The 14,486-nt window shown below is 55.1% G+C and carries 7 protein-coding genes; 6 read left to right on the top strand and 1 reads right to left on the bottom strand.

Features of this window, described 5'->3' with window-relative positions:
- Window positions 1–250: 250 nt before the first annotated feature.
- Window positions 251–2,464, top strand: a complete 2,214-nt coding sequence (locus tag KP705_RS02510; protein ID WP_215763950.1) for a TonB-dependent siderophore receptor — start codon at window positions 251–253, stop codon at window positions 2,462–2,464.
- A gap of 81 nt (window positions 2,465–2,545) precedes the next feature.
- Here KP705_RS02510 and KP705_RS02515 read toward each other — a convergent pair whose 3' ends face one another.
- The gene (locus KP705_RS02515; RefSeq protein ID WP_046901778.1) at window positions 2,546–3,451 is read right to left on the bottom strand and encodes an AraC family transcriptional regulator; all 906 of its coding nucleotides are present in this window, start codon (window positions 3,449–3,451) and stop codon (window positions 2,546–2,548) included.
- Between the two features lie 479 nt (window positions 3,452–3,930).
- Here KP705_RS02515 and KP705_RS02520 point away from each other — a divergent pair, with 479 nt between their 5' ends.
- The 5 genes from KP705_RS02520 to KP705_RS02540 all read left to right on the top strand — a co-directional run bounded on the left by KP705_RS02520 (window position 3,931) and on the right by KP705_RS02540 (window position 14,475).
- Complete coding sequence (locus KP705_RS02520; RefSeq protein ID WP_215763951.1) at window positions 3,931–7,116, top strand: efflux RND transporter permease subunit; 3,186 nt, start codon at window positions 3,931–3,933, stop codon at window positions 7,114–7,116.
- Entirely contained in the window at window positions 7,109–8,290 is a 1,182-nt protein-coding gene (locus tag KP705_RS02525; protein ID WP_252348193.1) for an efflux RND transporter periplasmic adaptor subunit, read from the top strand. Before KP705_RS02520 ends, KP705_RS02525 begins: the two co-directional genes overlap by 8 nt.
- Window positions 8,291–8,292: 2 nt before the next feature.
- Entirely contained in the window at window positions 8,293–9,759 is a 1,467-nt protein-coding gene (locus KP705_RS02530) for an efflux transporter outer membrane subunit (RefSeq protein WP_215763952.1), read from the top strand.
- A 153-nt stretch (window positions 9,760–9,912) separates the two neighbouring features.
- A complete protein-coding gene (locus KP705_RS02535) occupies window positions 9,913–12,087 on the top strand; it encodes a TonB-dependent siderophore receptor (RefSeq protein ID WP_215763953.1) in 2,175 nt (724 codons plus the stop codon).
- A 558-nt stretch (window positions 12,088–12,645) separates the two neighbouring features.
- Entirely contained in the window at window positions 12,646–14,475 is a 1,830-nt protein-coding gene (locus KP705_RS02540) for an adenine deaminase C-terminal domain-containing protein (RefSeq protein WP_308267179.1), read from the top strand.
- Window positions 14,476–14,486: the final 11 nt, after the last annotated feature.

The raw sequence follows: 14,486 nt of genomic DNA on the forward strand, positions 1-14,486 counted from the left end.
ACCACACCTGATTGCTCGACCCTTCCTCTCCTCTACATCTAGGAAACGGTAACAAACCGTTTCTTTTCCGCTCTGAGAGTGACCCATCTACAGTGATCGGGCCTTATTCAGTTGCGTTTGGGCCAACTGCGCGCTGGCTGCTTGAAGCTGTTTCCGAAGATGTCTAGGAGCGCAATTAAGTATCATTCTTAACAATAAAGCCGGTCTTTGCCTCGCAACCAGCACGAGCCGGTAACGAAATGAGTTGGGTATGCAGCGCAGCAGGATAGTTTACACGGTTCTTTTCTCCCTCATTTTGAGCGATACGGCTTTCGCGGCTGAGCAAAAGAATAAAGCCAAGGATCCGCAGCAGTCTGGGGCGCCTGCCCCGGCTCAAGCGAGCGCTGACAATGCCAAAGCACGGAGCGCAGGGATTGAACGGGTTGAGGTTCATGCTCGCAAGTCTTCAACCATTGCTTCTTCCGCCACGAAAACAAACACACCTCTTGTTGAAACCGCCCAGTCCGTCACCGTCATCACCCGGGACGAAATGGATGCACGCGGTGTTCTGACACTGAATCAGGCCGTGCGGTACGCAGCAGGCGTTACTGCGGATACGCGGGGTGGTGAAGGCACCCGCTATGATCTCTTCGATCTTCGCGGTTTTACAGTGCCGACTTTTCTGGATGGACTGAAGTTTCAGGACAGCCCGACCGGCTTTGCTGTCGCCCAGACGGACACCTTCCGGCTTGACCGCGTTGAGCTGCTTAAAGGGCCGGCTTCTGCGCTGTATGGGCAGTCTAGCCCGGGTGGTCTGACGGCGTTATCCAGCAAGCTGCCGACGGATCAGCGGTTTTATGGTAACGTCAATACAACTGGCGGCATGTTCGATCTGTATCGTGTGGATGCTGACGTCGGCGGATTTGCGACCAAGGACGGTCTTGTCCGCTACCGGCTTTATGGCACAGTAAACGGGCAGCATACCCAGCTCAGCAGAACCGGTAGCCGACGCTTCAGCATTAGCCCGGCCTTTACTTTTGGAGGCGACGGCCCGACCACCCTCACCCTGCTGGGTAATTACCAGTACGATCCTGAGAGTGGTTCTTACGGCGGCGTGCCGCTGATTGGGTCGCTCAAGCGGGCGTCCTATGGCTACCTGCCCCGAAATTTCTATGATGGGGATGTCCCATCAGAAAAATTCAACCGCAAACAGGGCGCAATTACCTATATTTTCAATCATCGCTTCAACGATGACTGGAGCTTCAGCACGCGTGGCCGCTACGATGATATCAAGACCATCTATCGCAGCGTGTATAACAATGGCTATTACGACAGCGATGATGGTGCGAGTGGGCAAATGCTGTCCCGCTCTGCATATGGAACGCACGAACACACCTATAATCTGGCGTTTGACAGCCAGGTCAAAGGTCGCGTCCGCACTGGCCCGTTGCGGCATGCCTTGATGTTTGGTTTCGACTATATGCAGCAGAAGGCCAATGATACAGAAGCCTATGGCGATGCTCCGGATCTAGATGTGCTCCATCCCGATTATCACATGGTCATTCCGGACCTGTCCCCTTATCTGAACTATGTCACTCATTCTCATCAGATTGGTGCGTATGGTCAGGATGAAATCCGCTGGCATCGGCTGATCCTTACAGGAAGTATTCGCAATGACTGGTATCGCTCGCATCAGGTTGAGTCTCTGACACCTTCTGACAGCCGCCAGAGTTCAAGCCAGATTACATGGCGTGCTTCCGGTCTTTATCACTTTGACTTCGGCCTCTCACCTTACATCAGCTATTCGACGTCTTTTCAGCCGCAGTCAGGCTCTGTTTCCAACGATGGCGGTGCGACCGTTCGCCAAGCCAATCCATCTATGGGAAAGCAGCTTGAGGGTGGCTTGAAATATCAGCTTCCTGGAACATCTATCCTGCTGACCGCGGCAGGGTTCCATATCGAGCAAAGCAACGTGCTCGTCTCGGTCGCGAACACAGGGTACAGTGTGCAGAGCGGACTTGTTCACTCGGACGGTTTCGAATTTGAAGCCCATGCCGAGCCGTTCCGTAACCTCATGCTGACAGCCGCAGTGAGTTTCCAGAAGATCAAGGATGATTCAACAGGTAAGCCGTTGATCCAGTCTGGGAAAGGGAATGCCTCCCTCTTCGCGTTCTACACCATGCCCTCCGGGCCTCTGAAGGGTTTCGGATTTGGTGGCGGTATGCGCTATTCCGCAAAAACTTACGGTGGCGAAGCAACATATGGCAGCGTCTGGCTTCCTCAATACGCTCTCTTCGATGCGTCCGTGAGCTATGATCTGGCGAACATGTCTCATTCGCTTCACGGCTGGAAAGCCTCTGCTAGCGTTCGCAATCTCTTTGACAAGAAATATATCGCGAACTGCTTCGCGTACGGTGCGGACGGACAATATTGCTACTATGGCGAGCGCCGCAATGCTCAGGCCAGCATAGGGTATAGCTGGTAATTCCTTACGGAGAGGGTTGCCAGAATAGTTTCTGGCAACTCCTTTCAAGACGCTCATACCGTCATGTGTTAAGCCTTCTCGTTAGGCTGGAAGCATTCCGTCTCCCGCATATTTAAGGCGTTGCGCGTCCCGTGCGGGAGGAACCCCAAACATGCGCCGGTACTCTCTACTGAATTGGGACGGGCTGTCGTACCCGACTGCAAATCCGGCCTCAGCGGCATCGACCGTGGCACTGAGCAGCCTGCGGCGTGCTTCCTGAAGGCGAAGACGCGTGCGGTACTGCAAGGGGCTCATCATCGTGGCTGCCCGGAAATGCCGATGAAATGATGAAGGGCTCATCCCGGCAATTTTCGCAACAGATGCAATGTCGAAAGATTCTGCGTAATGCGTTCGTATCCAGCCAATCGCCCGATTGAGTTGGGAGAGATTTGTCCCCGCGGTGGCAATCTGCCGCAGAACAGAGCCTTGAGGCCCCTGCAACAACCGATACAGCAGTTCGCGCAGGATGGCGGGCTGAAGAATGGGAATGTCTTCCGGATTTTCCAACAGTCCTACGAGGCGGGTCACTGGATCCAGGATTTCATGGGTAAGTGCACTGACCGTCATGCAGGATGGGCATGTCGTCCCGTTTGTAGGAAAGGCATCCTTCATTTCGAGTAGCAAATCAGCAATTTGGGCAGGGTCCAGAGCCAGGCAGAGCGCCAGATAGGGCTTTTCATGCGTGGCTTGTGTCACCTGCCCGGTAACGGGAAGGTCAACGGCCGTTACGAGATACTTGCTGGCATCATAATCGAAGACCTTGTCACACAGCATGACCTGTTTTGACCCTTGGACAATCACACAGAAGCGGGGTTCGTACACCACATCCATTGGTGTCGTGGGGGCATCGGCACGAAAGAGCAGCAGGCCCGGCACAACCGAGCGGGTCGTTGGTTCGACGCAATGGCGGTCGATCGTGTCTCGAAGCCGTGACAGAATATCCTGCATGAAGCGAAATTTCCGATTTTTTCAGTCAGTCGTTTGGGTATTGCACATTTAGGGGCATGCCTGATCCGCCCAGAAGGGTAGTGTGAGACTTTGGTCGGATTGTGCAAGCATATGATCGAATCAGGCATCTTTTCAAAAGCTTCGTTCTAACCCATCCTGGCGATGTACCCGCTTTGATGGCGCTTTAGGGACTGTTGGCTTTATTCCATGTCGTCGCCCGCAGCTCGATATGGCAGGATTGTGCAATCATCTGATTGGATTGCTCTACCGGATGTTACGCGCGGAGTTGCATGATCCGCCCAAGCCTTCCGCGGCGGTTATGCTCCTTCCCTGAGAACGTCGTTTCCGGTGAGAAGACGGCAAACGCGGCGCGGCATCATGTCATGGCGAAAAGCTTGCCGATTTGTCCGCACATGGATTGTGCCGGACAAGAGGGGTGCGGGTTCCGTGCTCCAAAGCCATCTGAACAGAGATATTCAATGGGGATCGTCGCCTTTGCGCTACGACGGCCTTACACATTCCTTGTCGCAGGGGTACTCATCCTGTTGCTGGGCATCACGGCCGTCTTCAGAACGCCTACCGATGTGTTTCCAAACATCGATATCCCGGTCGTCACCGTCGTCTGGTATTATGACGGCCTGGATGCAGCCGAGACCGAGAAGCGGATCAGCACTTATACGGAGTTTTCCGAAAGCTTCTTCGTCAACAATCTGCGGACCATCGAAAGCCAGACGACACCGGGCCTGGTCCTGCAAAAGCTGTATTTTCAGCCCGGCGTAAACGTGGATCTTGCTGTCGCCCAAACCGTTTCGGCTACAAATTCAATCCGCGCCCTGCTACCCCCCGGCATTCAGCCGCCCATCATCATGCAGTACAGCGCCTCCAGTGTGCCGGTTCTGCAGCTTTCCCTCTCTTCGGAGAAGCTGACGGAAAGCGAACTGTATGACTATGGCATTTACCGTATCCGTCAGCAGCTCGCCCCTATTCCCGGCACGATGCTGCCCCCGCCCTATGGCGGAAAGATCCGTCAGGTCATGGTGGATATTGATGAGACCAAACTGGCTGGTGTCGGCCTGACGCCGCTGGATGTTTCCAATGCCATCAATGTGGAGAACCTGACACTGCCCGGCGGAACAGTGAAATTCGGCGCCACCCAATACGACGTGCGTATGAACGGCATGCCAGACGTCGCTGCGCGCCTGAATGATGTTCCCCTCAAGCGTGACCCCAAGACTGGCGCTATCGTTCGTATTGCCGATGTTGCACAGGTCCGTGATGGAACGGCCGTGCAGCAGAATGTGGTGCGCCGCGAAGGACGCCGCTCCGTACTGCTCTCCATCATGAAGGCCGGAAATGCCTCGACGCTGAGTGTTGTAAACGCCATTCGTAATCAGGTTCTTCCTGTCACGCGTGCAGCAGCCCCGGCAGGCATGAAGATCGAGGAACTGTTTGACCAGTCCCTGTTCGTCAAAGCGGCAATTACCGGAGTGGCATCTGAAGCCGTCATCGCTGGCCTGCTGACAGCGGCAATGATTCTCGCGTTTCTTGCAAGCTGGCGTTCGACCATTATCGTTGCCGTCTCCATCCCGCTGGCCATCCTCTCTTCGATTGCCGTGCTGTCCTGGACTGGCCAGACACTGAATCTGATGACCTTGGGTGGTTTGGCTCTTGCCGTTGGTATTCTGGTGGATGATGCGACTGTAACGATCGAAAATATCCATCGTATTCGCCATGAAGGAACAGAACTGCGACAGGCCGTGCTTAACGGCGCGTCGGAAATCGCACTGCCAACACTGGTGTCGACACTGGCCATCTCCAGCGTATTTGTGTCGGTAGAGTTCCTTGTCGGGCCGTCCCGCTTCCTGTTCACACCGATGGCCCTTGCTGTTGTGTACGCCATGCTCGCCTCCTATGCGATCAGCCGGACGCTGGTGCCAATCTTCGCAGCCATCCTTCTGCGGTCTGAAGAACGGCAGACCATACGACGCCGCGATGCCGGGCTGCCTCCTGATGTCATTACCCGGTTCGGCATTGCTTTTGATCGGCGCTTTAACCGGTTGCGGGATGGCTACGTCCGTCAGTTACATGGCCTCATCGAAAGTGGCTGGAAAGCTCCTGCGCTGGCAGGTGTGACTATTCTGGCTGCCGGTTTCCTCGCAACTCAGGTCGGGCAGGATTTCTTCCCCACGATTGATGCCGGCGAATTCAAGCTCCATGTCCGCGCGCCGGAAGGAACGCGGATCGAGAGCACGGAACGACTGTTCGATCAGGTTGAAGACGTCATCCGTGAAGTCGTGCCTGAGCATGAACGGTCATTGGTCCTCGATAATATGGGCGTCCCATTCCGGTACTCCATGCCTTTCGATGACGGCACGACCGTGGGACCGAATGACGGTCAGATCATGGTGGAGCTAAAGGAAGGGCATCGCCCAACCGCCGACTATATCCGCACACTCCGGACCGAACTGGCTCGCCGCTTCCCGAACAGCGTGTTCTATTTCCAGCCCGCCGATATCGTGACCCAGATCCTGAATTTCGGGCTCCCCGCGCAGGTGGATATTCGCATTTCGGGTTATGATGCAGCCAATAACCGCAAGGTCATGCAGGAAGTCCGTCAGGAAGTCTCCCGCATTCCCGGCCTGGTGGACGTCCATCTGCACCAGCAGATTGCAGCCCCAGAACTGGCGATTGCGATTGATCGTGAGCGCGCTCTGGATCTCGGCCTGACGCTTAATGACGTTGCCCGGAACGTCATGGTGTCACTGGCGTCCTCCAATACCGTAACCCCGAATTTCTGGGTCGATCCGGCAACGGGCATTCAATACCCGCTCGCGGTCCAGACGCCGCAGTATCGGGTCAACAATCTGGGCGATCTTCGTAACACAGTCATTGCCTCCGCAATCGGGTCACAGCACTCCTCGGCTCTGCTGAGCAATGTCGCAACCATCAAGCGCGGCACGGCACAGAACGTCATTTCACACAGCAACATCCAGCCAACGCTTGATGTCGATGCGAGTGCGGAGGGGCGTGACCTGGGGAGCATTGCCCGGGACATTGATCGGGTCATTGCGCGCCATCGGGGAGAGCTTTCGCCGGGTAATGTGATCACCGTTCAAGGGCAGATCGAGAGCATGCATTCTGCCTTTACCCGGCTGGGTATCGGCCTGATGGTCGCAGCGATTGCGGTCTATCTTCTGATGGTCGTGAACTTCCAGTCCTTCATGGACCCGTTCGTGGTCGTTCTTGGCCTTCCAGGTGCCATGTGCGGGATCGTGTTCATGCTGTTCGTCACAGGGACAACGTTCTCGGTTCCTTCCCTCATGGGGGCGATCATGAGTGTCGGTGTGGCCAGCGCCAATTCGATCCTCCTTGTAACATTCGCCAAGGAAAGACGCTCCGAGGGCTTGAGTGCCGTCGAAGCCGCCGTCGCTGCCGGACAGGCACGCCTGCGCCCCATTCTGATGACGTCGCTCGCAATGATCATCGGCATGTTGCCAATGTCTTTGGGGCTCGGCGACGGTGGCGAACAGAACGCCCCGCTCGGACGCGCCGTGATTGGCGGCCTGATGATGGGCACGTGCGCCACGCTTTTCATTGTGCCCTGGCTCTACACACGCCTGAGAAAACGAGAAAGCCGCATTCTTGAGGAATACAGTCATGTCTGAACCCGTTTTATCCTCGACCGGCGTCCGTGAAGAACGCCGTGGGCCGCCCATCGTGCCGTTGATTGGCCTCGGAGCTATCATGCTGCTCGGCTACGGGATCTACGCGCATAGTGAACGCGGCATCGCCGTTCGCGCCCTCGCTGACACGCGTGAGAACCAGACGCCAGAAGTCAGCTTCATGATTGCTCACAGAGAGACGAAGCCTGTCTCTCTTGATCTTCCTGGAGAAACTGCTCCTTTCGAGACGGCGGCAATTGGTGCGCGGGCATCAGGGTATATTGCCGAACGACGTGTTGATATTGGCACTCGTGTGAAAGCGGGAGACGTTCTGGCCATTATTCATGCGCCAGAGCTAGATCGACAGGAAGCACGCGCCAAGGCCGCGGCCGAACAGGCTCGCGCCAATCTGGATCTTGCCCGTGTTACGGCAAGGCGCTCTGGTGGCCTCGTCGGTGGTGGCGCGGTGAGCAAGCAGAACTTCGATACGGATCGCATTACCCAGCAAGCCCAGAATGCCGCACGTGCGGCCGCTGATGCGGCCTTGGCAGAGAGCGCACAACGACGTGCCTACACGACCGTGACGGCCCCTTTCGATGGTGTTGTGACGGTACGGAACGTGGAAGTTGGCGATCTGGTGAGTGCTGATAGTGCTCAGTCAGTCCCGCTGTTTGTGGTCGTTCGCACGGATAGACTGCGTGTCCGCGTGCATGTGCCACAGGAGGAGGCTGGTACAGTGCAGACGGGTACACCTGTCAGCCTGACTGTACCGGACCACCCGGGAGAAAGCTTTGCAGGCACCGTCACACGGACCGGCCATGCGCTAGAACGTGAGAGCCGGATGCTGCCAGTTGAAATCGAGCTGGATAATCGTGACGGAAAGCTTGCCTCCGGTGTGTATGGTTCCATTCATTTCGACTTGCCCCGCCCTGCCCCGACCCTGCTGATTCCCACGGAATCACTGATTTACAATTCGGACGGCCTGTCCGTGGCCACCGTCGAAGACGGGAACCGACTGCGTCTTCACAAGGTGACTGTTGGACGGGATTATGGAGATCGGATTGAGATCCAAACCGGTTTGGCTGAAGGAAGTCGCCTGATCATGCATCCTCCATCGGCTTTGACAGATGGCCGTCAGGTTGCACCGCATGATGTGAATGGATCGAAGGGAGCGTGAAGATGCGTTCTTCCACCACAACTCTTACGGCTGGATTAGCGCTCCTGCTGAGCGGCTGCACGATGATTCCGGACTATCATCGCCCTGCAGCCCCAGTGGCAATCGTATGGCCCAATAAAGCGGCCGACGTAGCGTCTACGGATGGGGGCAGTCTTGAGAACTGGCGCGCATTTTATCGCGACCCTGTTCTGCAATCGCTGATCGAGACGGCTCTGGCCAACAACCGGGACCTTCAGATTGCCCAGCATCAGGTCGAAGCGTCGAGCGCGCAGTTCGACATTGAAAATGCCGCCCTTTTCCCAACCCTGAATGGGACGGCGGGAGCGAATGTTCAGAAGATGAATTCCAGGATCTGGAGCCTGTCACAGGGGAATGGTCCGTTCTACATGCGGCAATATGCCGTGGGGTTTGGTGTCTCGGCTTATGAGGTCGATCTGTGGGGACGTATCCGGTCCGCCTCTCGTGCGTCGTTTGATCGGTATGTTGCAGATGAGCTGGGGCGTGAGAGTATGCGCCTCAGCATCATTGCAAGTGTTTCGACAGCAATGCTCAACTGGGTCGCTAACAATCAGGCCCTTCTGGTTACACAGAACGTCCTTGCGAACCGCCGTCACACTTATGATCTGGTCAAGCAGACAGCCGATGTCGGCACCGGAACTCAACTTGATGTTGCCGAGGCGGAAGCTGCTCTGCGGGACGCAGAAACCAATCTTCAGATCTATACGCGTCAGCGCGAGCAGGCGATGAACCAACTTGAACTCCTGGTCGGCACACCTCTGGTGCCTTCTGTGCGTGCGGATCTGGAACATAAGGCTGCCCTCGAGGATGTGGTGCCTTTTCCGGATGTTCCGGAAGGACTTCCTTCAGACATGATTGCACGTCGGCCTGACATCCTTTCAGCAGAGCAGGTTTTGCGGGCGGCAAATGACGATATCGGAGCGGCGCGTGCTGAGTTTTTCCCCAAAATCCAGATCACTGCGGCGAATGGTACGGCGAGCAACAATATCACTCGCCTGTTCCAAAGTGGGATGGGTGCCTGGAATGTAGCCCCTCAGATCACTCTTCCACTGTTTGACGCCGGGCGTCTGACAGCAGAGCTCCACCAGGCAAAGGCTCGTAAGAAGGAGGAAATCGCACGGTATGAGAAGACGGTGCAAACTGCGTTCCGGGAAGTTGCTGATGCCTTAGCAGGACGAGGCACCTACCTGGAGCAGTTGTATGCGCAGAACGCCTTGGTTCAGGCTGGGGGCCGCCAGTATCAGCTTGCACTCGCGCGTTTCAAAGCGGGCTATGACCCCTATCTCGATACGCTTGTCGCACAGCGGACACTCTATAGTGCTCAGCTTGGAGCGATCACGACCCATCTTCAGCAGATGTCTAATACTGTAACACTCTACAAAGCGCTTGGAGGCGGATGGAACGAGACCCTTCCTGCTCGTAAGGACGCCATGATCAACCACGTTTTGTAGCGCTTCCTTCTCTTTCGACCTTCCTTGGCGGCGAAATTCCCGATTTTGCCGCCATTTACGAAAATGTCCGATATCGTTTGTCATAACTCTCCCAATGACAAACCTTCCGTAACAAACGTAAATGAGAGTAATTATCATTTGCGGAAAAATCAGATGGCTGCCCTTAGGACACTCGCTTTTGCATGCGCGGGATTATCTGTTTTCAGTGGGTTTGGTGCGGAGGCTTCATCCAATAACGCGCCCTCTTCCACATCAAGCAGCAAGGAAGACCGTTACAAAAGGACCAAAACCGTCACATCGCACGGTAAGGCTGAACATATTCGTGTTCATGCAGATGCACATTCCTATGGAGCCACATCCAGCAGCATAGCGGACAAGCTTCCCACAACCTTTCTTCAGCAGACACAGACGACGAACGTTGTGACCCATCAGGTCATTGAAGACATGACGCCTCAGACGATGGAGGATGTGGCGAAATATGTGCCCGGCATTTCCATCGGCAATAACTTTGGCGGTACACAGGATGATCTGATGAAACGTGGTTTCGGAGCCGTGGACGATGGTTCGATCCTGCGCAACGGTGTGCGGATGCCGACTGGCCGGAACTTCGATCTAGCCACAACAGAACGCGTGGAAGTGCTGAAAGGGCCAGCGTCCCTTTTCTACGGAATGCAGGAGCCTGGGGGTGTCATCAACGTCATTACAAAGCAGCCCCGGAAAACGTGGGGAGCCAATCTCGGGACGACATGGTCTTCGCTCGGCGGCGGTTATGGCCACTTTGATGGGGGTGGCCCCCTCACCCATGGTTTGAGCTTCAGGCTTGTCGGATCCTACAAGAATGAGAATTACTGGCGTAATTTTGGCTCCAACAGGCAGAAACTCCTGTCACCGTCCCTCCGTTTTGAGCACGCTCGCTTTACAGCAGATGTGTCTTACGAATGGGCGAAATATAACAATACGCTAGACCGCGGTGCTGTCTTTTCGAATGGAAGAGCAGTCAGTGGTCCGGAAAAGCGGTTGGATGAAAGCTGGGCCAAATCCTATGGCGAACGGCATCTTCTGGCCACGACGATGGAGTATCGTCTGACAGATCATGACCGCATCCGCCTGTCCGGAGGCTGGAACCGGGACAACTATCATGATCGGCAGGCTGATCCGTCTGCCTACAACGCCGCTACGGGCATCCTGACCCGCCGTTATAGAAGCAACACCGGAACCATCCGTGCCAATGGCTATGCGTCTCTGGATTACATCTCAAATCACGTCCTGTGGGGTATAAAGCATGACCTTGTTGTGGGCGCCGACTACGAGAACCGCCAGCAAAACCAAGGCGCTTTCATTGATGGGACGCGACAGGGTGGGTTCTATCCCGCTGATCCTGTGTATGGGCTGCTCAAGCCTGTTGGCCCGATAAACAACAGCAACAGTGACTGGCGGCAACACATCAACAGTGCTTCAGGATACCTCAAGGACAATATTCATCTTGGCCATGGGCTGATTTTAGCACCCGGTGTGCGGTATCAGTTTTTCCACATCACATATGGAGGCCGTCGTCCGTACGTGCAGACAACCGATGCATCATACACCAAGCCTCTGCCGTTCGTAGCGTTGGTGTATCAGCTGGGAAAACGCGTCTCTTTCTATGGAGACTATTCCCAGTCTTTCACACCCAACCAACTTGATGCTGGCAGCGTTCTTGAAGGGGGATACAAGCCTACCATGGGACGGCAGTTTGAAGTGGGTGCGCGCTATCAGGATCGTTTCCTGACGGCGGATGTGGCTTTGTATAATATCCACAAGAAGAACGTACAGCAGTCCGCAGGGCTGGACGAGACAGGGAATACGCTTCAGCGTCTGGCGGGCCTGGTGGGTTCCAAGGGAGTGGAGGCCAGTGTGGCAGGCAAGCTGGACAAGCACTGGAACATTCTGGCCAATTATGCCTTCACCTATGCGCGTATCCTACGTGACACGCCTGCTGATGAAGGCAAGCTTGTCGCTAACGTGGCCAAGCATACCGGTGGTGGCTATCTCACTTATGAAACGGCTTTGCCATGGCTTCAGACGACCATGCGGATCGGCGCAGGTGCTCGATATGTTGGCCGGCGGGCGGGAGATCTGAACAATACCTTCTGGCTTCCAGGCTACACAACGGTTGATGCCTTTGCGTCATGGCACACCGGGCGGCTGTTGGGCCATGACACGTCTTTGCAGGTCAATACGGTCAATTTGGCCAATAAAGCCTACTTTGTCTCAACCGCCGGGACACCCCTCCGTGTTTCCTGGGGGCAAGGCCGTACGGTACATGTGGGCATTGAGGTCGGATTTTAAGCACGCAAGGACTTTGTGTCCTGCTTCTTCTTTCGAAAGCGCATAGGCACTTGATATGAAAAAGGTGTGTAAACGTTTTTTGCGAAGATCCTAGGGGATGCGTAGTTCACTCCCGCACTCATATTGGTCGCAGGCTGACCTTCCAATGGCAGGCTCGTCTTTTCTATGCCTGCCACGTCACCTCGGTTTCATTGAGGAGATCTGTGCTTGGGCATGTCGGTTTAGTGTGATGTCAGCGGGTAGGAACGATCAGGCATGGGGTGCCGAGGGTGGTATCCACTTCTTAGTCTCGATCGTCGGATGGATTAAAAAGTGCCAAGCTAAGCGGGTAACCCGGAATAGCAAAAAAAACATTATGATACCGGTACGGTCAAAGCTAGAATTCCGTACTGTTTTCTGCTGCCGGATGTCTAAGCGATGTTTTTCCCATTGTTTTTCCGAACGTCATCAAATTTCTCAGCGAAGACGCTGGCCTGTTCTCTAGCGTGTATCTCTCTGACATCACCGTATGCAGTCGCCGGCGAGACATTAGTATCTGCAGTTCCAACGGCAAGTCGCGTGGCACACCCTGTTGCCTTCAGTGATGAAGTGAAAACACGTCAGGTGTTGGTCGCAGTCGCTCTGGGTCATGCCCCGGCTGACCTTCTGATTCACAATGCAAGGGTTCTGAACGTCTACACTTTGAGTTGGGAGGATGGACAGGACATCGTCATTGCAGGGCAACGAATTGCTTGGGTAGGGCCAGTTGGGGCGTGGAAAGGTCAGGCGCTTTCAACCTTCGATGCAAAGGGGCTCCCGGCTGTCCCCGGTTTCGGGGAATCTCATAAGCATATTGAGAGTTCAATGCTCTCGCCCGAGTGGGAAGCGGCCCTTGTCATCCCACTGGGAAATACCTGGACCACGGAAGGCTCTCATGAGTTTGCAAATGTCAGTGGTACGCATAACGTTGAATTCTGGCTGACAGCTGAACACCTTGGAAGTCCGCTGAAAATTTTCCCTGCCCTTGGGTCAGCCACCCCTCCTTCTGCCTTCGAGCAAGGTGGCGGAAACTATGCTTACAAGGAAATCTCTGAAAACATTCGCGATAATCCACGCGTCCAGGGGCTGGACGAAGTGATGGACTGGCCTGCTGTTTCAAACCCTTCTCATCCTGGTCACCAACGGATCTGGGAAAACATTCAGGCCACATTCGATAATCGGGGCGTCGTCGATGGGCACGGTGCAGGATTATGGGACATGGACACGATCAATGCCTTTGCCGGCGCGGGTCTCTCCAGCGATCATGAGACCCGACTTCCTGAAGAAGCGTGGAACAAGTTGCAGCATGGCCTCTTTTTGCAGCTCCGTGATGACAATATTGAGCGGGCCGTCCCTTATTTTGTGCGTAAAGGACTGAAAAACTGGAATAATATTGCGCTTGTAACAGATGACAGGAATGTCGCGGATACGCTGAAGCAAGGAACCATGGATTATCACATCCGGCTGGCAATCAAGATGGGCGCGCCCATTGAGGCGTCGTACGCAATGGGTAGCCTTTATCCGGCCCAGCATGGTCATCTGGATCAGATTGTCGGGTCTATTACACCGGGTCGGTACGCTGACGTTGTCCTGCTATCTTCCGTGCCGGACGTGAAGATCAAGTATGTTTTTGCGAACGGAAAGTTGGCAGCCCAGGATGGGAAATATCTTCTTCCAGTGCCCAAAATTACATGGCCGACATGGGCATCCGATACGATCCATATTGGTAGAAAACTGACGGCAAAAGACTTTGAAATCCTTGCACCCAAGGGAAAAACAACCCAAGTTACGGCTGCTATTCAGGCCCCGTTTTACACTGACCCCGTTCAGAAAACTGCAACGCTCTCTGTGGTGAACGGGATCGTCCAACGCGATGTCGCACATGATATCATCAAAGTTGCAACAGTAGATCGCTACATGGGACAGGCTCGGCTGGGCAAGATGTTCTGGACGGGCAATGGTCCTAAAACGCCCGATAGTGCCATCGCTACGTCCGTCTCCCACGATCTCCACAATATCACGGTCATGGGAACCAGCGACGAGGCAATGGCGCTCGCGGTCAATCGTATCGCCGAGCTCAAAGGTGGGATCGTGATGATCAGCCACGGTAAGGTTCTTGCCGAAATGAAGTTGGAGATCGCGGGTCTGATGGCCAGTCGCCCCGTGCAGGATGCCGCTGCGAGCATGGAAAATGTCTATGCTAAAGCTGACGGTCTCGAATGGATCGGAGCGCCCGGTTATCCGCGGAGACTTCTGATTTCGATGATCACATGCAGTCCATTCACATGGCGCCTGGTCGTTCCATACCCGGGCAATCCAAGCGGGCTGGTTCTTCTCCAGACGGGGCAGACGATGCCGACGGTCTGGTAAGGTATGAAGGC

Origin of the sequence: Gluconobacter sp. P1D12_c (assembly GCF_018812105.1) — a bacterium.
GTDB lineage: Bacteria > Pseudomonadota > Alphaproteobacteria > Acetobacterales > Acetobacteraceae > Gluconobacter > Gluconobacter oxydans_A.